Genomic DNA, 20,126 nt, shown 5'->3' on the forward strand with positions numbered 1-20,126 from the left:
TCAGGGCCAGGCAGTCTCGATCTTCGAGAGGGTGTCCGCGGTCGACTGCCCCGTGATCCAGTTGGTCGACTCCTTCCAGAAGGCACCCGAGCCGACGGCCGCGGGCATCTGGTCGGAGCCGTCGAACCGGAACTCCGAGGCCGGGTCGAGCAGGATCTCGGCCGAGAGCAGGTCGATCGGGTTCACCAGGTTGTCGGTGTCCAGACCGCTGTTCGCGGTGATCCAGCCGCCACCGGTCTCCTCGGACGACGCGGCCGCCTTGAGGTTGGCCCACGTGTCGGTCGACCAGAACTCGAGCAGCGCCTGCACCTCGGGACGGTCGGAGAACGCGGTGACGAACTCACCGGCACCGAGCACCGGCTTGGTGGAGGTGTCCTCCGACGGCAGGTAGAACGCGAAGACGTCGCCGTCGTCCGCGACGTCGGTGCCGTCGGGGAAGTTCGCCGCGTAGAACGACGCCATCCGGTGCAGCGAGCACTGCCCGTCGAGGATCGGCAGACCCGCGTCCTGGAACGCGGTCGTGGCGATCGTCGACACGTCGCCGATGCCGCCGTTCACGTAGTCCGGGTTCTTCAGGTACTCGCCCACGGCGTCGAGCGCCTGCGTCGGCACCTCGGAGTCGAACGCGATCTCGTGCGAGACCCACTGGTCGTAGACGTCGGGGCCACCGACGCGCAGGACCATGTCCTCCATCCAGTCGGTCAGGGGCCAGCCGGTCGCCTCACCCGACGCGATACCGGCGCACCACGGCTTGTTGTTGCCGTCGGCCGCGATCTGCTCGGTCAGCGCCATGAGGTCGTCGAGCGTCTCGGGCACCTCGTACCCGTTCTCCTCGAACTGCGTCGGCGAGTACCAGACCAGCGACTTGACGCTCGCACCGGACGGGGCCGCGTAGAACGTGCCGTCGACCGTGCCGAGGTCCTTCCACGCCTCGCCCCAGAACTCGTCCACGTTGGCCGCGACGCCCTCGGGCGCCTCGACGACCGTGCCGGTCGCCACGAGCTGGGCCAGCAGGCCCGGCTGCGGGACGATCGCGATGTCCGGCGCGTTGCCCGCCTGGGCACGCACCAGGATCTGCTGCTCGAACTGCTTGTCGGCCTGGTAGTCGACCGTCGCGCCCGTGCACTCCTCGAAGGGCTCGAACGACGTCATGTAGGGCGTGTCCTCCGGCGCGACGATCCCCGCGTAGATGGTGATCGTCTTGCCGTCCAGGTCGCCGTACTGCTCGAAGTCGGCGCAGTCCACCTCGACCTCGTCGACCGCGGCGTCCGTGCTGCCGCCCGGCGTCTCGCCGTCTCCCGTGCTGCAGGCTGTCAGCGCGAGCGCAGCCACGGCGCCTGCCGCCAGCACGCCCGCGCTCTTGCGCATGTGCCTCATCGATCCCCCAACGTCCTCGTCTCGGATAACCGGCGAATCGACCCAACGCCGTCCTGGACGGCGTTGCAAGGCAAATCACCCGACGAGAGGGTCACGATTGGGTCACATCACCCCGACGGAGGCCCAGGTCAGGCCAGCACGCGCCGCAGGACCTCGACCGCGCCGTCGTCGTCGATCGTGCCGGTGACCTCGTCGGCCGCCGCGCGCACCGGGTCGGAGGCGTGGCCCATCGCCACCCCGCACGCGGCCCACCGCAGCATCTCGACGTCGTTCGCACCGTCGCCGATCGCCAGCGTCTCGTGCGGCTCGACGCCGAGCCGACGCCGCACCTCCTCCAGCGCCGACGCCTTGGAGACGCCGCCGGGTGTGAGGTCCAGCCAGGCCGACCAGCCGACGGCGTACGAGACCTCGTGCAGGCCGACGCGCTCCACGAGGGCGTGGAACTCCTCGGGCGTGCTGCGCGGTGCGCGGATGACGACGCGGGTGGCGGGCGCGCTGGCCAGCTCCTCGAGGGTCACGACCCGGTGCTCGCCCGAGAGCTCCCCGGGCGGGAACGGCGCGGACACCAGGAACCCCACGCCGAGGTCCTCGACGGCGTACAGGGCGTCGGGCAGCTCGAGGGCGATCGCGCGCACCGCCGGCCCGGGGTCGAACGTCACCGAGTGCGCCACCGTCCAGCCGGCGGGCTCGTCGGGGTCCAGCCGTACCGTGACGGCCCCGTTGGAGCACACCGCCCAGCCGTCGGTCAGGCCGAGGTCGCGCGCGACCGCGGTCGCCGAGTGCGCCGCGCGCCCCGTGGACAGCACGACGTGCACGCCGTGCTCGACCAGCGCGGTCACCGCGGCGCGCACGTCGTCGCTGATGACGCCGTCGTACGACATCAGCGTGCCGTCGACGTCCAGGGCGACGAGCCGGGTGCGGCGGCTCACCGGACCGGCTCCAGCACCTCGAGGCCGCCCAGGTAGGGCCGCAGGCCCTCCGGGACGCGCACCGAGCCGTCGGCCTGCTGGTGGTTCTCCAGCAGCGCGACGATCCAGCGCGTCGTGGCGAGCGTGCCGTTGAGGGTGGCGACGGTCCGCATGCCGTCGGCCGTGCGCTCGCGCACCCCGAGGCGACGGGCCTGGAACGTCGTGCAGTTGGAGGTCGACGTGAGCTCCAGCCAGCGCTGCTGGCTGGGCAGCCAGGCCTCGCAGTCGAACTTGCGCGCGGCGCTCGACCCCAGGTCGCCCGCCGCCGTGTCGATGACGCGGTACGGCAGCTCGGCCAGCGCCAGCATCTCCTTCTCCCACGCCAGGATCCGGCGGTGCTCCGCGGCGGCGTCCTCGGGGCGCGTCCAGACGAACGCCTCGACCTTGTGGAACTGGTGCACCCGGATGATGCCGCGGGTGTCCTTGCCGTACGACCCGGCCTCGCGCCGGTAGCAGGCGCTCCACCCCGCGTACCGCAGCGGGCCGTCCGACAGGTCGAGGATCTCGCCCGAGTGGAAGCCCGCGAGCGCGACCTCGCTGGTCCCCACGAGGTACAGGTCGTCCGCCTCGAGCCGGTAGACCTCGTCGGCGTGCGCGCCGAGGAAGCCCGTGCCGGCCATGACCTCGGGCTTGACGAGGGTCGGCGTGATGGTCGGGACGAAGCCGTTGCGGGTCGCGAGGTCCATCGCGGCGTTCAGCAGCGCGAGCTCGAGCCGCGCGCCGACACCGGTGAGGAAGTAGAAGCGCGACCCGGAGACCTTCGCGCCCCGCTCGGTGTCGATCGCGCGCAGCCCCTCCCCCAGGTCGAGGTGGTCCTTCACGACGAAGTCCGGCCCGTACTCGGCGGCCAGGTCGCGCGGCGTGCCGACGTGCTCGAGCACGACGTAGTCGTCCTCGCCGCCGGTGGGCACACCGTCCTCGACGACGTTGTCGATCCGCCGCGAGAGCTCGGTGGCGTGCGCCTGCGCCGCGTCGGCGTCGGCCTGCAGGGCCTTGACCCGCGCCGCGAGCTCCTTGGTGTGGGCGAGCAGCGCCTGCTTCTCGTCGCCCGACGCCTGCGCGACCTTCTTGCCGAGGGACTTCTGCTCGGCGCGCAGCGCCTCGTACTCCGTCAGCGCGGAGCGACGGCGGGCGTCGGCGTCGAGCACCTCGTCGACGAGGTGCGGGTCCGCGCCGCGCGCCACCTGGCTGGCTCGCACGACGTCCGGGTCCTGGCGCAGCAGCTGCAGATCGATCACGCCCCCGACACTACCGACCCTGCCCAGCGCATTCCCCCGGGGGGACCGTCCTGTGCACCACTCGCGGCCACGACCCGCCCGACCTGCGGCGTGGCCCGCACACCCGTAGATTGCCCGCCATGTCATGGGTCGCGTGGGTCGCGGTGGTCGCCGGTGCGCTGGCGCTCGTCGCCGTCGGGCTGGGTCTGTGGGTCTGGCGGCAGCAGCGCAGGCTCGGCGCACGCCTCGCGGGGCCCGCACCCGCGCCGGCGGCGGACACGGGCCGACCCGCCGGCCAGCTCGTGGCCTTCGTCGCCAACCCGTCCAAGCCCGACGTCGTCGAGCTGCGCGCGGCCGTCCGCAAGGCCGCCTCCGAGCAGTACCTGCCGGAGCCGATGTGGCTCGAGACGACCGTCGAGGACCCGGGTGTCGGCCAGGCGCGGTCGGCCGTGGAGTCCGGGGCCGACCTGGTGGTCGCCGTCGGCGGTGACGGCACCGTGCGCGCGGTCGCCGAGGCGCTCGCCGGGACGGGCGTGCCGATGGGCCTCATGCCGCTGGGGACGGGCAACCTGCTGGCCCGCAACCTCGACGTGCCGATCAGTGACCCGCTCGCGGCGCTCCAGCTCGCGCTCGACGGCACCGACAAGCCCATCGACGTCGGCTGGCTGCGCGTCGAGCGGTGGGAGTCGCAGATGGACGACGACATCGCCGAGGCCGCCGACGACCTGCCGGACGACACCGACAAGCCGCGCGACCACATCTTCCTCGTCATCGCCGGCCTCGGGTTCGACGCCGCGATGGTGGCCGACACGGACGACGGCCTCAAGGCCAAGGTGGGCTGGATCGCGTACTTCATGGCCGGCGTGCGCCACCTGCACGGCCGACGCCTGCGGGTCCGCCTGACGCTGGACGACGAGCCCGTCCAGCAGCTGCGTGCCCGCAGCCTGCTCGTCGGCAACTGCGGCAAGCTGCCCGGTGGCATCACGCTGCTGCCCGACGCCGTCCTCGACGACGGCGTGCTCGACATCGCCTCGATCGACACACGCGGCGGGATCGCGGGCTGGGCGCAGCTGTTCGGCGAGGTCGTGCTCCAGGGCGTCGGCGTCCGCAACGAGGCCCCCGGCAAGATCGGACGCATCGACCACACGCGCGCCCGCTCGGCACGCATCGAGGTGGCCGGCGGCGAGCACGTGCAGGTCGACGGCGACATCGTGGGTCGCGCGAGCGTGATCACGGCCCGCGTGGACCCCGGCGCGCTGGTCGTGCGCGTCGCGCGCTGACCCGGCGCGCCGGACCTGCCCGTCCTGGGCTGCGCCCCGGGTCCTCGGCCCTCGTCAGGCCGGGTGGCCGCCGCGCAGCCGGTCGAGCCACGCGCGCGCCTCGACGAAGTCGGCGTCCGCGGTGCCGACCTGCACGAGCGGTGCCACGGCGTCCGCCCGCGGGTACGACCCGAGGAACCGCACGTACGGGCAGCGTCGGTGCAGGCCCATGAGCACCTCCCCCATCCGCTCGTCCGTCACGTGCCCCTCGGCGTCGATCGAGAACGAGTAGCGGCCCAGCGCGTCCCCGATGGGCCGCGACTCGATGCGCGACAGGTTCACGCCGCGCACCGCGAACTGCTCCAGCATGGCGAGCAGCGCACCCGCCTCGTTGTCCGGCAGGTGCACGACGAGCGTCGTCTTGTCCGCGCCCGTGGGCGGCGGCACCGGGCCGGGCGGCCCGACCACGACGAACCGCGTGAGCGCCGAGGGGTTGTCGGCGACCCGCTCGGCCAGCGGTACCAGCCCGTAGGTGCCCACCGCAGCGGGCGGCACGAGAGCCGCGTCGAACGTCGAGGACCGCACGGCCGCCGGGTCGGCGGCCGCCTCCGCGAGCAGCGCGGCGGGTGCGGTGTTGCTCGTCGCGGGCACGTGCACCGCGCCCGGCAGGTGCGCCGCCAGCCAGCGTCGGCACTGCACCCAGGCGTGCGGGTGCGCCGCGACGCGCCGCACGTCGGCCGTCCGCGTGCCGGGTAGCCCCACCAGCGTGAACTGCACCGGCACCAGCACCTCGCGCAGCAGCATCAGCGGGGAGCCCGTCGCCAGGGAGTCCAGCGTCGCGGTGACGCCGCCCTCGGCCGTCGACTCGATCGCGACGACCGCACGGTCGGCCTCGCCGGCCCGCACCGCGGCGATCGCGGAGCCGACGTCCGTCTGCGGCAGGTACACGGCCTCGTCCGGCGACGCGACCTGGCGCAACGCCTCCTCCGTGAACGTGCCCGCAGGCCCGAGGTACGCGTAGCGCAGCACGGCGATGACCCTCCCCACCCGATGGGCCCGACGGCCCGGCGGCTCGAGCGCGGCGGCACCGGGTGCCGCGCGCGGCCGCACCCGCGGCCCCGCCGAGCCTAGTGGGCGCCCGTACGCTGGGACCGTGCCCCGGTCCCTGCGCGCGCTCGCCGCTGCCCTCCTCGCCGCGCTCGCGGTGCTGCTCGGTGCACCCGCGCAGGCGGCCCCCGCGGCGGAGCCCGTGCCCGGGCCGGTCGTGCTGGTCGGCGTCACCGGCCTGCGCTGGGACGACCTGGGGTCGCTGACCACGCCGGCGCTGTGGGGGTTGTCCCACGAGGGCTCGATCGGCCTGGTCGCGACCCGGTCCGTGCACAAGCGCGGGTGCCCGGTCGACGGCTGGCTCGCGGTGTCCGCCGGCAACCGGGCCGCGGACCTGCCCTCCGAGGACGGCACGTGCCGCACGCTGCGCGACCCCGGGGAGTCCGGCGAGGTGCCGGGGTGGGACGACTACGTGGCCGCCGCCCGCGCCGAGTCGTACGGCGCCCGGCCCGGCATGCTCGGCGACCTGCTGACGCGCACCGGCACTCCCGCGACCGGCGTCGGCCCCGGCGCCGCGATCGCGCTGGCCACGTCCGACGGCGTGCCCGCCGGCGTCCACCAGCGCCTGCCGGCCGAGCCGCGGGCGCTCGCGCAGTCGGTGGCGTCCGCGGCCGCCGACTCCCGGCTCGTCGTCGTCGACGCGGGCGTGATCCGCGACCCCGGCTACGCGACCGTGCCGCGCACACCGTCCACGACGCCGAGCGCGGCACCCGAGAGCGACGAGCTGCCCGGCCTGGAGTCGGGCGAGGCGGACCTGCCGGGATCGGGATCCATCACCGAGCCCACCCGGGCGCAGCAGGCCGTCGAGGTGGACGAACGCGTCGCGGCCGTGCTCGACGGCCTGGCGGACCACGACGCGACGGTGCTGCTCGTCTCGCTCGCGGACTCCGGGCGCGCCGCGCTCCAGGTCGCCGTGGCCCAGGGCCCGCGCCCGGTCGGCGACCCGTACGAGGCGAGCCTGCTCACCTCCGGGTCGACCCGCCAGCCGGGCGTCGTCCAGGTCACGGACGTGACGCCGACGCTGCTCGCGCTGCTGCAGCTGGACGACGACGCCCCCGCGCTGCCCGGGGCGCAGATGGTCCCGACGCCGGGGCCCGCCACCGGCAGCGCGCGCGTCGCCCGGCTGATCGACGTGCAGCTGGAGGCGTCCGCGATCACCAAGGTGTCCGGCCTGTTCTCGGCGCGCCTCGTGATGGCGCAGGCGGTGCTGTTCGTCGCCGCGGCGATCCTGCTGGTGCTGCGGGCGCGGACGGACCGCGGACCGTTGCGTCCGGCACTACGGGTCCTGCAGGTCGCCGCGCTGGCGCTCGGCTCGGCGCCGGTCGCCTCGTTCCTGACGGGACTCGTGCCGTGGTGGCGCGCCGACCGGCAGGCGGCGGCCTTCTGGACCGTCCTGCTGGGCTGGATCGCCGTCATCACCATCACCGCCCTGGCCGGGCCCTGGCGCCGGCACGTGCTCGGCCCGGCGGGTGTCGTCGCGGCGGTGACGGTGGTGACCCTCGCGGTCGACGCCGTCACGGGCTCGACGCTGGTCGTCGACTCCCCCATGGGCGCCCACCGCATCCTCGCGGCGCGGTTCTACGGCATGAGCAACCAGGCCTTCGCCCTCATCACCGCGGGCGGCGTGCTGGTCGCGCTGGTGGTCGCCGACCGGCTGGTGCGCCGGGGGCGGCGCGGCGCGGCCGTCGCGGCCGTCGTCGCCATCGGCGTGGTCCTCATGGTCGTCGACGGTGCGCCCGCCTGGGGCGCCGACTTCGGCGGCCCGCCCGCCCTGATCCTCGCGTTCGCGATGTTCGCGGTCGCGGTCAGCGGCCGACGGGTCTCGTGGCGGCTCGTGCTGGGGGTCGCCGCCGTCGGTGCCGTGGTCGTCATCGGCTTCGCGGCGCTCGACTGGATGCGGCCGCCGACCGAGCGCACCCACCTGGGCCGGTTCCTCGACACCGTGCTCGACGGCGGGCTGTGGGACGTCGTATGGCGCAAGGTGTCCGCCAACCTGCGGGTCCTCGGCTCGTGGCGCTACCTCGTGCCCGCCGTGGGGGGCGTCGCCCTGACCTGGCTGGTGCTGGCCGGGCCCCGCGCGCGGCGCGGCGGTCTGCTCGGCGCGGGCTCACCGCTGGCCGGCCTGCAGCGCGAGGTGCCGCTGCTGCGGCCCGCCGTCGCCGCGACGGGCGCCGCGCTCGCCCTGGGGTTCCTCATGAACGACTCGGGGATCGTGGTCCCCGCCACGGGCATCGCGCTGGCCGTGCCGTGCCTGGTCGCCGCGGCCGCGCAGTGGCGGCTCGACGCCCGCCCGGAGGACGTGGACGAGGCCCGCGGTGCGGTCAGCGACCCGGGCGCTGCTCCCGCGGGGACAGCGTCCGCCTGACGCCGGACGCCGCGGCCCGTGCGCGGCGGGTGCTGACGGCGAGCTGCACGTCGCGGTACTGCGCCGCCCGGTGCAGCTGCCCCTTGAGGTCGGTGCCCGACGGGCGGTGCCGCAGCTCGCACGGCACCTCGAGCACGCGGAAGCCCAGGCGCAGCAGGTCGATCGTCATGCCCGCCTCGACGCCCCACCCGCGGGCGAGCGGGGTCGCCGCCTCGAACGCCTCGCGCGTCAGGCAGCGCATGCCGGACAGCGGCTGCGTCGGCGTCCACCCGGTCATCGACGCGATCGCACGCCGCGCCGCCCCGACGACCAGACCGCGACCGCCGGCGCCGGGCTGCGGCGGCAGCAGCGCGATGGTCAGGTCGGCGATGCCGTCGAGCACGGGCGGCACGAGCGGGGCCGTGTTCACGGCCGTGTCGGCCAGGTCGCCGTCGATGAACAGCAGGTGGCGCGGCGGACGGTCGGGCGCGTCGCGCATGGCGACGACAGCGGCACCCGTCTCCATCGCCGCGGCCTTGCCGCGGTTGTGCGAGTGCCGCACCACCACGGCGCCGGCCTCGCGCGCCACGTGCTGGGTGTTGTCCTCCGAGCCGTCGTCGACGACGAGCACGAGGTCGACGTTCGGGATCGCCCGGGCGGAGCGGACCGTCGCGGCGATCCGCCGCGACTCGTCCTTGGCCGGGATGACCACCGCGACGCGCTGGCGCTGCTTGTGGCCGCGTGACGCGCGGGCCACCCTGTCCGCGGTCGCGGCGGACGGGGTGCCAGGCGTCACGTCGGCCTCCGGTCGGACGGCCTCGCTCCCCGTGCGTGTCACGGGCACCACCCTATCGACCACGGGGGGCAGGTCGCCTCACGGGCGCGGCGTGGGACGGCCGTGTCCGCGCTGCGGGACCGCGGCGCGGCTCAGCGCAGCGTGACCTGACGGGCGACCAGACCGGCGCGGGCGCGGCGCGCGTTCGCGTCGAGCGGCGTGGTGTCGGCCATCGCCGCCTCCAGGCGCGGGGCGAAGTCCGCGACGGGCTTCTCGACGTCCTCGGCCTCCGAGCCGCGTGCGAGCTCCCACACCGGCACGACGATGCCGGCGGCGCGGAAGTACCCGATGAACTTGCCGTCGTCGAAGCCGGACTCGCGGCGCGCGTGCAGACGCGCCAGGCCGTCGAGGACCACCTGCTCGTCCGCCGGCTGCGCCCAGCGCAGGTACTCCCGGGCGCCCATGCGGCACCAGTACGCGGACTCCACGGACGTCAGGCGGCGGGTGTCGACGATGCCGGCGTCCGCCTCCTCCATCGCGGCCTGCAGGTCGGGCGTCACCTCGGTGCTCGGGTCCAGCCAGTAGGAGAAGCTCTCCTGCACGGTGACCTCGAACGGCACGGACAGGTCCAGCACGTCCTGCAGGCGGGGGCCGGCGGTGGGCAGGCCGATGTTCTCGATCGCGGTGCCGGGCTCGGCGTCGAGCGCCAGCAGCAGCGCGGTGGCGACGTCGCGGCTGGCGTCGCCGGAGCTGGTGCCCGTCTGCAGCGCGACCAGCACGACCCCGTCCGCACGGTGCAGCGCGGCCCAGCTGTTGGGCAGGACCGTGGTGACCACGACGTCGCGGGCACCGTGCTCGGCGGTGGTGCGGGCGGTCGCGGTCGCGGCGGGCACGAGCTCGCGCAGCGCGACCCAGTCCGGCTCGCCGGGCAGCCCCTCGAACGGACGCAGCACGAAGGAGGGCGTGTTCTTGGCCATGCCCGCACCCTACCGACCGCGGCCCCGGGAGGGCGGACGAGCCGCACGACGGGTGCGCGGGCCGACGCGCCGGAGGTGTGAGAAGGATCCGGACGGACCGGGTGCGCGCCGGGGGCCCGCTGCGGGAGGATCACCCGTATGGATCCGCGCGCCGGCACCCTCGCCCAGCCCTCCGACCTCATCGACGTCGACGCCCTGCTCACGGCGTACCACGATCGCGAGCCCGACCTGGACGACCCGGGGCAGCGCGTCGCGTTCGGCACCTCCGGCCACCGGGGGTCGTCCCTCGACGGCGCGTTCAACGAGGCGCACATCGTCGCCATCACCGCCGCCATCGTGGAGTACCGCCGCGGTCAGGGCACCGACGGCCCGCTGTTCATCGGCCGCGACACCCACGGCCTGTCCGAGCCCGCCTGGACCACCGCGCTGGAGGTGCTCGCGGCGGCCGGCGTCGAGGTGCACGTGGACGCCCGCGACTCGTGGACGCCCACGCCCGCCGTGTCCCTCGCGATCCTGCGGCACAACGGTGCCGCCACCGGCGAGGGCGTGCGGACGCGCGGCCCGGGCCTGGCGGACGGCATCGTCGTGACGCCGTCGCACAACCCGCCGCGCGACGGCGGCTTCAAGTACAACCCGCCGCACGGTGGGCCCGCCGGGTCCGACGCCACCGGGTGGATCGCCGACCGCGCCAACGAGATCCTGCGCAGCGGCTGGCGCTCCGTGCCGCGGGTCGGCATCCAGCAGGCGCTGGCGGCCGACACCACCCGCAAGCACGACTACCTGTCCTCCTACGTCGACGACCTCGCGAACGTCGTCGACCTGGAGGCGATCCGCACCGCGGGCGTGCGCATCGGGGCCGACCCGCTGGGCGGGGCGTCCGTCGAGTACTGGGGCGCGATCGGCGAGCGCTACGGGCTGGACCTCACGGTGGTGAACCCCGAGGTCGATCCCCGGTGGTCGTTCATGACCCTCGACTGGGACGGCAAGATCCGCATGGACTGCTCGTCGCCGTACGCGATGGCCTCGCTGCTGGAGCGCATGCAGCCGGGACCGGACGGGCGCGCGCCGTTCGACATCGCGACGGGCAACGACGCGGACTCCGACCGCCACGGCATCGTCACCCCCGACGCGGGCCTGATGAACCCCAACCACTACCTGGCCGTCGCCATCGCCTACCTGTACGGCGGTGCGCGCCCGGGCTGGCCCGCGGGCACGGCGATCGGCAAGACCCTGGTGTCGTCGTCGCTGATCGACCGCGTCGCCGCGTCGCTGGACCGCCGCCTGCTCGAGGTGCCGGTCGGCTTCAAGTGGTTCGTGCCCGGCCTCATCGACGGGTCGGTGGGCTTCGGTGGCGAGGAGTCGGCGGGTGCGTCGTTCCTGCGCACCGACGGCACCGTGTGGACCACCGACAAGGACGGCATCCTGCCGGCCCTGCTGGCCTCGGAGATCCTCGCGACCACCGGGAAGAGCCCGTCGCAGCACCATGCCGACCTGGTCGACCGGTTCGGGCGCTCCTGGTACGCGCGCGTCGACGCCGCCGCGACCCGGGAGCAGAAGGCCACGCTCGCGGCCCTGTCGCCCGAGCAGGTCGCCGCGACCGAGCTGGCCGGCGAGCCGATCACCGCGAAGCTCACCAGCGCACCGGGCAACGACGCGGCGATCGGCGGGCTGAAGGTCACCACGCAGAACGCGTGGTTCGCGGCCCGCCCGTCCGGCACCGAGGACGTCTACAAGATCTACGCCGAGTCGTTCGTCTCCCCCGAGCACCTGGCCCAGGTGCAGGAGGCGGCCAAGGACGTGGTGGCCCAGGCGCTGGGCGCCTGACCCCGGGACGACGAAGCGCGGTCCGGCCCCCGGGGGAGGGGCCGGACCGCGCGCTCGGGGGTCCGCCGAAGGACGGTGCCGTCAGGCTGCGGCGCGTCCCAGGCCGGTGAAGTCCCACCCGGCGGTCCGCCAGGCCTCGGCCGAGAGCTTGCCGCGCGCGTCGATCACGCGGGCCCGGTGGGTCAGCGGGGCCAGACGGGCCGGGTCCTCACCGAGGAACTGGTCCCACTCGGTCAGCACGAGCACCACGTCCGCGCCCTCGACGGCCTCGTCGACGCTCGTGGCGTACGACAGCGTCGGGAACAGCCGGCGCGCGGTGTCCCCCGCCTCCGGGTCGTAGACCGTGACCTGGGCCCCCCGCAGGTGCAGCGCGGCGGCCACGTTGAGCGCCGGGGAGTCGCGCACGTCGTCCGTCAGCGGCTTGAACGCCGCACCCAGGACACCGATCCGCCGGTTCAGGACCGACCCGCCGCACGCCTCCAGGGCCATGTCGATCACGCGCTCGCGCTGGCCCATGTTGATCTCGTCGACCTGCTGCAGCAGGCCCGCGGCGCGGTGCGCACCGAGCTCGTTGGCCCGGTGCATCAGCGCCCGGATGTCCTTGGGCAGGCACCCGCCGCCGAAGCCCAGACCGGCGTCGAGGAACTGCCGCCCGATGCGCACGTCGTGGCCCAGGGCGTCCGCCAGCACGGTGACGTCCGCGCCCGCGGCCTCGCAGACCCCGGCGATCGCGTTGATGAACGAGATCTTGGTGGCCAGGAACGCGTTCGCACTGACCTTCACCAGCTCGGCCGTGGGCAGGTCCGTCACGACGACCGGCGAGCCCTCGGCGATGGGCGTGGCGTACACGGTGCGCAGGACCGCCTCGGACCGCGCCGAGACCCCGCCGAGCACGATGCGGTCGGGGTGCAGGGTGTCGCCGACCGCCTTGCCCTCGCGCAGGAACTCGGGGTTCCAGACCAGCTCGACGTCGACACCGGCCGGGGCCTCCCGGGCGACCAGCTCACGCAGCCGCGCCGCCGTGCCCACCGGCACGGTGGACTTGCCGACGATCACCGCGTCCTTGGTCAGGTGCCGGGCGACCGCGGTCGTCGCGGCCTCGACGTACGCGAGGTTGGCCGCGTGCGACGTGCGCTGCTGCGGCGTGCCGACGCAGACGAAGTGCACGTCGCCCTGCGCGACGGCCGACGCCACGTCGGTCGTGAACCGCAGGCGGCCGGTGGCCAGGTTCTTCTCCAGCAGCTCGGGCAGCCCGGGCTCGTAGAACGGCACCTTGCCGGCCTGCAGCGCGTCGACCTTGGCCTGGTCGGTGTCGACGCCGGTGACGTCGAAACCGAGCTCGGCCATCGCGACGGCGTGGGTGGCCCCGAGGTAGCCGGTGCCGAGGACGGTGAGGCGGGGTGCGTCGCCGGCGGGGGCCGCGGGCTGCGCCTTCGAGGTGGTGCTGCGGGTCATGTCGGTGCTCCGGGGGCTCATCGGGCGGGGGTGGGGGTGGGGGTGGACGTCGGCTGCTGCTGGTTCCTGCCGGCCGGGACGGGCTCCGGCGCGGGGGCCGGGGCCGGGCTGGGGGCCGGGCTGGGGGCCGGGCTGGGGGCCGGACTGGGGGCCGGGCTGGGGGCCGGCGTCGGCTGCGGGGTCGGTCCCGAGGCCGGCTGCGGGGTCGGCTGTGGTCCGGGTGCCGGGTCCGGTCCGGCCGCGGCGTCCGGACCGGGGACCGGCTCGTCCGCCGGGCCCGCGGTGCGCGCCGCCAGGGCCGCTGCCCCGTCGACCGCTACGCCGCCCGGTACGGACGCCGCGGCCAGGGCCGCCCCACCGCCGGGCACGAAGCCCGCGGACGGGTCCTGGATGCCCTCACGGAACGCGGCCAGGGCGTCGGGGCGGGACGTGATGCGCCAGTCGTTGGTGGCGCGCTCGCCCTCGATGTACGTGGTCACGGCGTGGTGGAACCAGGCCATCCCGATGACGTCGGCGTTGCGTGGCTCCGCCAGCGCGTCGAACAGGTCGGTGATCCACGCGGCCTTGCCGCCCCCGGTCTCCGACGCGCCGATCTCGGCCAGCATGATCGGCTTGTCGCTGATCGCCCGCAGCTGGTCGAGCGAGCGGTCGAACGTGTAGGAGAACGTCGCCGTCTGGTCCGGGTCGTACGGCGGGCGGAAGTAGCCCGACAGGCCGACCCAGTCGACGTACTCGTCACCCGGGTACAGGCTGCGCGTGTACTCCAGCGTCCGGTTGGTCGCGGGCAGCCGGTTGACGATGTTGGGCGACCAGACCCAGATGACGTTCGCGTTGGCGCCCTCGGCCTCGAAGATGGCGTGGACGTGGCGCCACATCTTCACGTAGTCGCCCGGGCGGTTGCCGTTGACGGGTGCGGCGTTGCTGGTCTGCTCGGACCACGGGTACCAGCCGCTGTTCATCTCGTGGTTGAGACGGATCGCGACGGGCAGGTCGAGCTCGGCCACCGAGCGGGCGTACTCGCGCAGGTAGTCGTCGTGCGCCCCCGCGATGATCCGCGGCAGCGAGTACTCGGGCTCGTCCACCTGGTCGTTGGCAGCCGCGAGGGGACGCGACTCCCACGTGATCATCGGCAGCATCCCCTTGCGCCACGACCGCACGACCGCGTCGGGGCGGAACTGCGTGTCCCAGCCCTGGAAGTAGCCGGCCACGTCGGGTGCGACGCCGACCTGCGCGGCGACCTGGTCCAGCTCGGACCAGCTGAACGGCGACTGCGGCGTGTAGAGGCCGAAGTACCGGTCGTCCGGCACCATGAGGCTCGCCAGCGAGGGGGCTGTCGGCTTGGCGTTCGCCGCGGCCTCGGCGGCGGCTCGGGCGGCAGCCGCCGCGGCGGCGGCGTCGGCCCGCTGGCGGGCGACCTGCTCGCGGATCGCCGAGCCCTGCAGCGCACCCTTGGCGGCGGCCAGCTGACGCTCGAGCGACGCCTTCTGCTGCGAGCGGGCGGCGGCGGCGGCCCGCTCGGCGGCGGCCTTCTCCTTGCCGCGCCGCGCGGCGGCGGCACGCTCGGACTCCGCCTTCTGCTGTGCGGCGGCCTTCTGCTCGGCCGAGCGCTGGTCGCCCACGGCCGCGGCGGCCGCCTTCTGGGCGGCGGCCTTCTCCTTGCCGCGCTCGGCGCCGGCGGCACGCTCGGCGGCGGCCTTGTCCTGCGACCGCCTGAGGTTCGCGATCTCCTCGTCGCGGTCCGCCAGGATCGCCGCGAGGTCGGCGTTCTCCTGCGCGAGCTCCCGCTCGGTCGCGGTGCGCAGCGGACCCGGCACGGTGCCGGACGGCGAGAGCCAGACGACGCCGGTGATGACACCCAGCGCGAGGGCGAGGGCGACGGCGGAGATCCTGCCGACGATCCCGAGGCGACCCGAGAGGGTCCACCAGTGCGTGCCGGTGCGCTCAGACATACAGCACCGCCATGAGGCCGAACATGAGGAACCCGATCAGGTAGGGGACGAGGACGAGGGGGTTGCGTCGACGGCGCGACGCGGCGGCCGGGGCGGCCTGGGCCGTGGCGACCCGCGCCTCGGCAGGCGCGACCTGGGCCGTGCGGGCCTGCGCCCGCGTGGTGAGCCGACCGGTGGTGGCCACGTGCGGCAGCGTCGAGGTGTGCGGCCCCGACGGCCCGGACTGCGTCGGAACGACCGCCCGGTCGACGACGTCGACGGGGGCGTCGACGCCCTGCGCCTGCTCGAGCTCGGCGATCAGGTCGTCACCGGCGTCCCGCTGGCCCGCCGTGTACGCCCCGGCCCGGGTGCCCCAGCCGGCGACGTGCGCCATGCGGAAGAACCCGATGAGGCGGATCGGCATGAGGAAGAGGGTCGAGGTGATGATGAAGACCGGGAGCCGGAAGAAGTCCGAGGGCTTCTCCTGCAGGTGGCGGATCTGGCGGATCGCCATCGAGAGCACCGAGGACACGACCATGAGGCCGACCACCCAGGCCACGCCCTGCACGCCCGTCGTGGTCTGCAGGATCGCCTGGTACAGGTTGATGCCCGTTCCCGAGACGGCCCGGTAGACCCAGCCGGCGATCGTCCCGAAGAGCAGGAACGGCAGGATGATGTCGACCAGGAAGAAGATGGCCAGGACGGGCGCGTGCCCGAGCATCCAGGGCAGCATCCGCAGGGTGTTGTACTGGCTGCCGCGCGACCAGCGCAGCTGCTGCTTGTAGAGCTTGCGCAGCTCCAGCGGGGCGTCGGTGTAGACCAGGCTGGTGTGCTGGTAGACCGTGCGGTACCCGGCCTTGAGCGTGAGGTTGGTCAGGGTCCGGTCGTCGGAGACCTCGAGGAAGACGCCGAGGAACTTCTCGGTCATGAACTTGTCCATGACCTGCATGAGGATGTGGCGCCGGAACGCGATGGTGCGCCCGGGCAGGCAGCCCACCTGCCCGAGGACCGACTGCGCCGGCATGGAGTACAGGGCGCGCGTGTTCTCGAGCCAGTCGGCCCAGCGGGTGATCCACGAGCGCGTCGGCTCCAGGATCCGCTGGCGGGTCGTGACACCGCCGACCTTCGGGTCGGCGAAGGGCTTGACGAGCTCCGCGAGGGTGCCGTCGGTCCACACCGTGTCGGAGTCGACGAGGACGGTGACGTCCCCGTGCGACATCTGCGTGCCGATCTTCACGGCGTTGCGCTTGCCCGGGATGGGCGTGTGGACGCGCTGCACCAGGGGGGCGAACTCGTCGCACACGGCCTCGAGGCCGGGGTTCGGTGCCCCGTTGATGACGACGATGACCTCGTCGGGCTGCTGCTCGACGATGCGGCGCAGCACGTCGCGGAACAGGTCCAGCGGCTCGTCGACGACGGGGACGACGACGCTGGTGGTGATGTCGTAGGGAGCGGCGACGGGCCGGTAGCGCCGCGAGAGCACGACCTTGAGGATCCAGAGAGCCCAGACGATGGACGAGAAGACCGCGAACAGGTAGATCTCGTTCTGGGTCTCGAACATGTGCCGCAGCTGCAGGATGAAGATGAACATGGGTCTCCTGTGCAACCTGACGTGGGGACGAGCTGACCGACGCCATCGGCGATGCAGCAGGACATCCGGGCGTGGCCCGGCGGGGGCGGCGGGGGCCGCGGGAGCCGAGGGGAGCTGTGGCGCGGGGACGGTCGCGAGCCGTCCTCGTCGTGCGCCGGTGCTGAGCGCCGCCGGTCTGCGGCGCGTCGTCGGTGGCTCAACTGTGCAGGTCGGCCGGGTGAAAGGAAAGACGCTTCGGATGAACAGGATTGAAACGACTCATCGGACATTCGTCCAGGTCGGCCGCGACAAATCGGGTCAACGCCCAGGTCAGCCTACGGAGGCGGAGCCGCAGGTCAGGGCGTCGCACCGACGGCGGATGTGACGAGCGTCTCACTCGTCCGGCGCAATACGCACCCCTCCTGCGCGCCCCATTTCCACGGTATTGATCGCAATGGCGACGACGTTCCCGTCGCATCACCTCTTGCGCCGTTTCGAGACGCCTCGTCCACCACGGGGACGCGCCCACGGGGCCGGGCGCACCGCCGGCGGGCACCTCGTCCCCGGGCGCAGGTCGCACCGCGGTCGGACCGTGTCGGCCGCGGGTGCGACAGTGGGGTCATGCTCCAGACCTACCGGGACGTCCTCGCGCGCCCCGGCGCGTTCGCGTTCTCGGCCACCGGCATCGTCGCGCGCCTGCCCATGTCCATGGTCGGCATCGGCATCGTCCTCATGGTGTCCGCGCTGTACGGCTCCTACGGGCTGGCCGGGCGCGTCTCCGCAGCCGTCGTCATCGCGCAGGCGGTCGGCGGGCCGCAGCTGGCCCGGCTCGTCGACCGGCACGGTCAGGCCCGGGTCATGCGGCCGGCCATCCTGGTGTCGGCGACCAGCATCGTGGCGCTCGTCGTCGCCGCGTCGATGCGCGCGCCGTCGGTCTGGCTGTACGTCACGGCCGTGCTCGCCGGTGCCACCATCGGGTCGTTCGGCTCGCTGGTCCGCGCCCGCTGGAACCACCTGCTCGGCGACGACCCCCGCCGCGTGCACACCGCGTACTCGCTGGAGTCGGCGCTCGACGAGCTCGTCTTCGTCATCGGCCCCGTCGCCGCGACGGCCCTGGCCACCAGCGTCTCCCCCGTCGCGGGTCTCGTGGTGCCGGTCGTCGCGATGGTCGTCGGAGGCCTGGCGTTCCTGTCCCTGCGCGACACCGAGCCGCCCACCGCCCCCGCCCACGAGCCGCGGGTGCGCGGCAGCGTGCTGCAGCGCCCCGGCGTGGTCGTCATCGTGCTCGTGTTCGTCGCGATCGGGGCGATCTTCGGGGCCACCGACGTGGCCACGGTCGCGTTCGCCGAGGAGTCGGGTCGCAAGAGCCTCGCGGGCGTGATCCTCGCCGTGTTCGCGCTCGGTTCGCTCATCTCCGGGCTGCTGTACGGCGCGCGCCACTGGGTCTCCCCGCTGTACCGCAGGTTCGCCATCGGGGTCGTCGCGCTCGCCGTGGGCGTGTGCGCATTCTTCCTCGCCGAGTCGCTGTGGGTGCTCGCCGCGGTCATGTTCGTCACCGGGTTCGCCATCGCCCCGTCGATCATCAACGGCAACGCGCTGGTCGCGGCGCTCGTCCCTCCGGGCCGGCTCACCGAGGGCCTGACCTGGGTCGGCACCGGCCTGAGCATCGGCGTGTCGGTGGGGTCGTCCGTCGCGGGCAGCCGCATCGACGCCGGCGGGTCGCACGCCGGGTTCATGGTCGTCGTGGTGTCCGGCGCCGCGGCGCTGGTCGCCACGCTCGTCGCACTGCCGTCGCTGCGCCGGCACGCGGCCCGCACGCGGCAGCATGACGCCGACCCGGCGGACGCCGCGCACGCCCGGCAGCCGGCCGCAGCCGAGAACGAGCCGGCCAGCGCGACCGCCGGCGCGACCATCGCGGCCTGCGACCTCGCCGCCGAGCACCGGGAGGACGCCGAGCACGACCGCGGCGCCGGCGACGGGCGCGCACCGGCCTGAGGGCGGCCCGACCCCGGCCGGGGTGGCAGCAGGGCGTCAGGGCGTCGGGTGGCGGGCGTCGTAGTCCCAGAACGTGCGCTGCGCGCGCACCAGCACCCACAGCAGCACCACGCACGCCACGCCGCCGATCACGGGCGCCCACGCCTCACCCACCCGGGTCGACAGCGCACCCAGGGCGAGCTCGCCCAGGCGCGGGCCGCCCGCCACGACGACCACGAACACGCCCTGCAGACGACCGCGCATGTGGTCCGGCGTCGCGGTCTGCAGGATCGTCTGCCGGAACACCGACGACACGGCGTCGGACGCCCCCGCCAGCGCCAGCGTCACCACGGCCAGCGCCAGCGCGACGGGCAGCACGCCCTCGGGTGACGTCGGCCCGGCCGCGACGAGCACCAGGCCGAACGCGACGATCGACAGACCCCAGGCCGTGATGGCCGCCGCGATGATGCGGCCCTGCCACCGCACGCGCGCCAGCCCTCCGGAGAAGAGCCCGGCGAGGATCCCGCCGGCGGCGATCGCCGCCGTGAGCACGCCCGTGGTCGTCTCGCCCCCGCCCAGGTAGAGCACGCCGACCGCGGGGAACAGCACCCGGGGCATCGCCGTGACCATCGCGACGACGTCCACCAGGAACGTCATGCGGACGTTCGGCTGCGTGCCGAGGTACCGCAGGCCGTCGACGACCGAGCCGAGACCGAGCCGTGCACGACGCTCCGCCGACGGCTCCGGAGGCACCGGCGGCAGCCGCAGCAGCGCGGTCAGCGCGAACGTGAAGAGCACGGCGTCCACCGCGTACGCCCACACGTACCCGATGCCCGCCACCAGCACCGCCCCGGTCAGCGGCCCCAGCGTGAGGGCGACGTTCCACCCCATCGTCTGCAGGGCGTTGGCGGCGGGCATCAGCCGGGGCTCCAGGAGCCGCGGGATGATCGCCGAGCGCGCCGGCGAGTTCACCGCGCCCGCGGCCGACTGCACGGCGACCAGCCCGTACAGCAGCCCGACGTGCTCGTTGCCGAGCGCCGCCTGCGCGACGAGCACCAGCACCGCCGCCCACGACACGAGCGACGCGACCACCGCGACCGTGCGTCTGTCGTAGTGGTCGACCAGGGCGCCGCCGTACAGCCCGAAGACGACGAGCGGCACCAGCGCGCAGATGCCGAGCACGCCGACCGCGAGCGTCGAGCCGGTGAGCGCGTACACCTGGAGCCCGACGGCCACGACGGTGAGCTGGGAGCCGAGGTTCGCCACCGACAGCCCGAGCCAGAGGCGCCGGAACGCGGGGCTCGTCCGGACCGGGGTCAGGTCGACGAGCAGCGAACGCACCGCAGCACCC

General features: G+C 74.3%; 14 protein-coding genes. 4 read left to right on the plus strand and 10 right to left on the minus strand.

The annotated features are described in order from the left end of the window. The 3 genes from KG103_RS16415 to serS all read right to left on the minus strand — a co-directional run bounded on the left by KG103_RS16415 (window position 1) and on the right by serS (window position 3,583). Window positions 1-1,377, minus strand: a complete 1,377-nt coding sequence (locus KG103_RS16415) for an ABC transporter substrate-binding protein (RefSeq protein WP_207339554.1) — start codon at window positions 1,375-1,377, stop codon at window positions 1-3. Between the two features lie 128 nt (window positions 1,378-1,505). Then, a complete protein-coding gene (locus tag KG103_RS16420; RefSeq protein WP_256439586.1) occupies window positions 1,506-2,306 on the minus strand; it encodes an HAD family hydrolase in 801 nt (266 codons plus the stop codon). Further along, window positions 2,303-3,583: a serine--tRNA ligase gene (gene serS / locus KG103_RS16425; protein ID WP_207339555.1), complete on the minus strand. Its 1,281-nt coding sequence runs from the start codon at window positions 3,581-3,583 to the stop codon at window positions 2,303-2,305. Before serS ends, KG103_RS16420 begins: the two co-directional genes overlap by 4 nt. 119 nt (window positions 3,584-3,702) lie before the next feature. On the opposite strand from serS, the gene KG103_RS16430 reads away from it, so the two are divergent. Then, window positions 3,703-4,842, plus strand: coding sequence for a diacylglycerol/lipid kinase family protein (locus KG103_RS16430; protein ID WP_207339556.1), 1,140 nt, complete (start codon window positions 3,703-3,705; stop codon window positions 4,840-4,842). A gap of 54 nt (window positions 4,843-4,896) precedes the next feature. Here the strand turns inward: KG103_RS16430 and pheA are convergent, their stop codons facing one another. Beyond that, the gene (gene pheA, locus KG103_RS16435; protein ID WP_207339911.1) at window positions 4,897-5,847 is read right to left on the minus strand and encodes a prephenate dehydratase; all 951 of its coding nucleotides are present in this window, start codon (window positions 5,845-5,847) and stop codon (window positions 4,897-4,899) included. Between the two features lie 127 nt (window positions 5,848-5,974). On the opposite strand from pheA, the gene KG103_RS16440 reads away from it, so the two are divergent. Beyond that, complete coding sequence (locus KG103_RS16440) at window positions 5,975-8,293, plus strand: hypothetical protein (RefSeq protein WP_249670644.1); 2,319 nt, start codon at window positions 5,975-5,977, stop codon at window positions 8,291-8,293. Here the strand turns inward: KG103_RS16440 and KG103_RS16445 are convergent. Both KG103_RS16445 and KG103_RS16450 read right to left on the minus strand, forming a co-directional pair. Then, window positions 8,250-9,110: a glycosyltransferase family 2 protein gene (locus KG103_RS16445; protein WP_372434854.1), complete on the minus strand. Its 861-nt coding sequence runs from the start codon at window positions 9,108-9,110 to the stop codon at window positions 8,250-8,252. The genes KG103_RS16440 and KG103_RS16445 overlap by 44 nt on opposite strands. Window positions 9,111-9,199: 89 nt before the next feature. After that, window positions 9,200-10,024: a DUF5926 family protein gene (locus tag KG103_RS16450; RefSeq protein ID WP_207339557.1), complete on the minus strand. Its 825-nt coding sequence runs from the start codon at window positions 10,022-10,024 to the stop codon at window positions 9,200-9,202. A 138-nt stretch (window positions 10,025-10,162) separates the two neighbouring features. On the opposite strand from KG103_RS16450, the gene pgm reads away from it, so the two are divergent. After that, the gene (pgm, locus tag KG103_RS16455; protein ID WP_207339558.1) at window positions 10,163-11,848 is read left to right on the plus strand and encodes a phosphoglucomutase (alpha-D-glucose-1,6-bisphosphate-dependent); all 1,686 of its coding nucleotides are present in this window, start codon (window positions 10,163-10,165) and stop codon (window positions 11,846-11,848) included. Between the two features lie 81 nt (window positions 11,849-11,929). Here pgm and KG103_RS16460 read toward each other — a convergent pair whose 3' ends face one another. From KG103_RS16460 to KG103_RS16470, 3 genes are read right to left on the minus strand one after another with little or no spacing between them, the layout of a single operon-like run. Further along, window positions 11,930-13,303 carry a UDP-glucose dehydrogenase family protein gene (locus KG103_RS16460; protein WP_207339559.1) on the minus strand — a complete coding sequence of 458 codons (1,374 nt, stop codon included), beginning with the start codon at window positions 13,301-13,303 and terminating at the stop codon, window positions 11,930-11,932. A 17-nt stretch (window positions 13,304-13,320) separates the two neighbouring features. Next, window positions 13,321-15,252, minus strand: a complete 1,932-nt coding sequence (locus tag KG103_RS16465; RefSeq protein WP_243656172.1) for a glycoside hydrolase family 26 protein — start codon at window positions 15,250-15,252, stop codon at window positions 13,321-13,323. Next, complete coding sequence (locus KG103_RS16470; protein ID WP_207339560.1) at window positions 15,245-16,822, minus strand: glycosyltransferase family 2 protein; 1,578 nt, start codon at window positions 16,820-16,822, stop codon at window positions 15,245-15,247. The genes KG103_RS16465 and KG103_RS16470 overlap by 8 nt, the downstream gene beginning before the upstream one ends. Before the next feature lie 600 nt (window positions 16,823-17,422). Here KG103_RS16470 and KG103_RS16475 point away from each other — a divergent pair. After that, window positions 17,423-18,796 carry an MFS transporter gene (locus KG103_RS16475; RefSeq protein ID WP_207339561.1) on the plus strand — a complete coding sequence of 458 codons (1,374 nt, stop codon included), beginning with the start codon at window positions 17,423-17,425 and terminating at the stop codon, window positions 18,794-18,796. Between the two features lie 36 nt (window positions 18,797-18,832). On the opposite strand, the gene KG103_RS16480 is transcribed toward KG103_RS16475, so the two are convergent. After that, entirely contained in the window at window positions 18,833-20,116 is a 1,284-nt protein-coding gene (locus KG103_RS16480) for an MFS transporter (RefSeq protein ID WP_207339562.1), read from the minus strand. Window positions 20,117-20,126 lie beyond the last annotated feature (10 nt).

It is taken from the genome of Cellulomonas wangleii (genome assembly GCF_018388445.1).
GTDB lineage: Bacteria > Actinomycetota > Actinomycetes > Actinomycetales > Cellulomonadaceae > Cellulomonas > Cellulomonas wangleii.

What these genes read in the sequence shown, in the direction of transcription:
- KG103_RS16430 (WP_207339556.1), top strand. Translation starts at nt 3,703, where the DNA reads ATGTCATGGGTCGCGTGGGTCGCGGTGGTCGCCGGTGCGCTGGCGCTC.
- KG103_RS16470 (WP_207339560.1), bottom strand. Translation starts at nt 16,822, where the DNA reads ATGTTCATCTTCATCCTGCAGCTGCGGCACATGTTCGAGACCCAGAAC.
- KG103_RS16450 (WP_207339557.1), bottom strand. Translation starts at nt 10,024, where the DNA reads ATGGCCAAGAACACGCCCTCCTTCGTGCTGCGTCCGTTCGAGGGGCTG.
- KG103_RS16460 (WP_207339559.1), bottom strand. Translation starts at nt 13,303, where the DNA reads ATGACCCGCAGCACCACCTCGAAGGCGCAGCCCGCGGCCCCCGCCGGC.
- KG103_RS16465 (WP_243656172.1), bottom strand. Translation starts at nt 15,252, where the DNA reads ATGTCTGAGCGCACCGGCACGCACTGGTGGACCCTCTCGGGTCGCCTC.
- pgm (WP_207339558.1), top strand. Translation starts at nt 10,163, where the DNA reads ATGGATCCGCGCGCCGGCACCCTCGCCCAGCCCTCCGACCTCATCGAC.
- KG103_RS16475 (WP_207339561.1), top strand. Translation starts at nt 17,423, where the DNA reads ATGCTCCAGACCTACCGGGACGTCCTCGCGCGCCCCGGCGCGTTCGCG.
- KG103_RS16415 (WP_207339554.1), bottom strand. Translation starts at nt 1,377, where the DNA reads ATGAGGCACATGCGCAAGAGCGCGGGCGTGCTGGCGGCAGGCGCCGTG.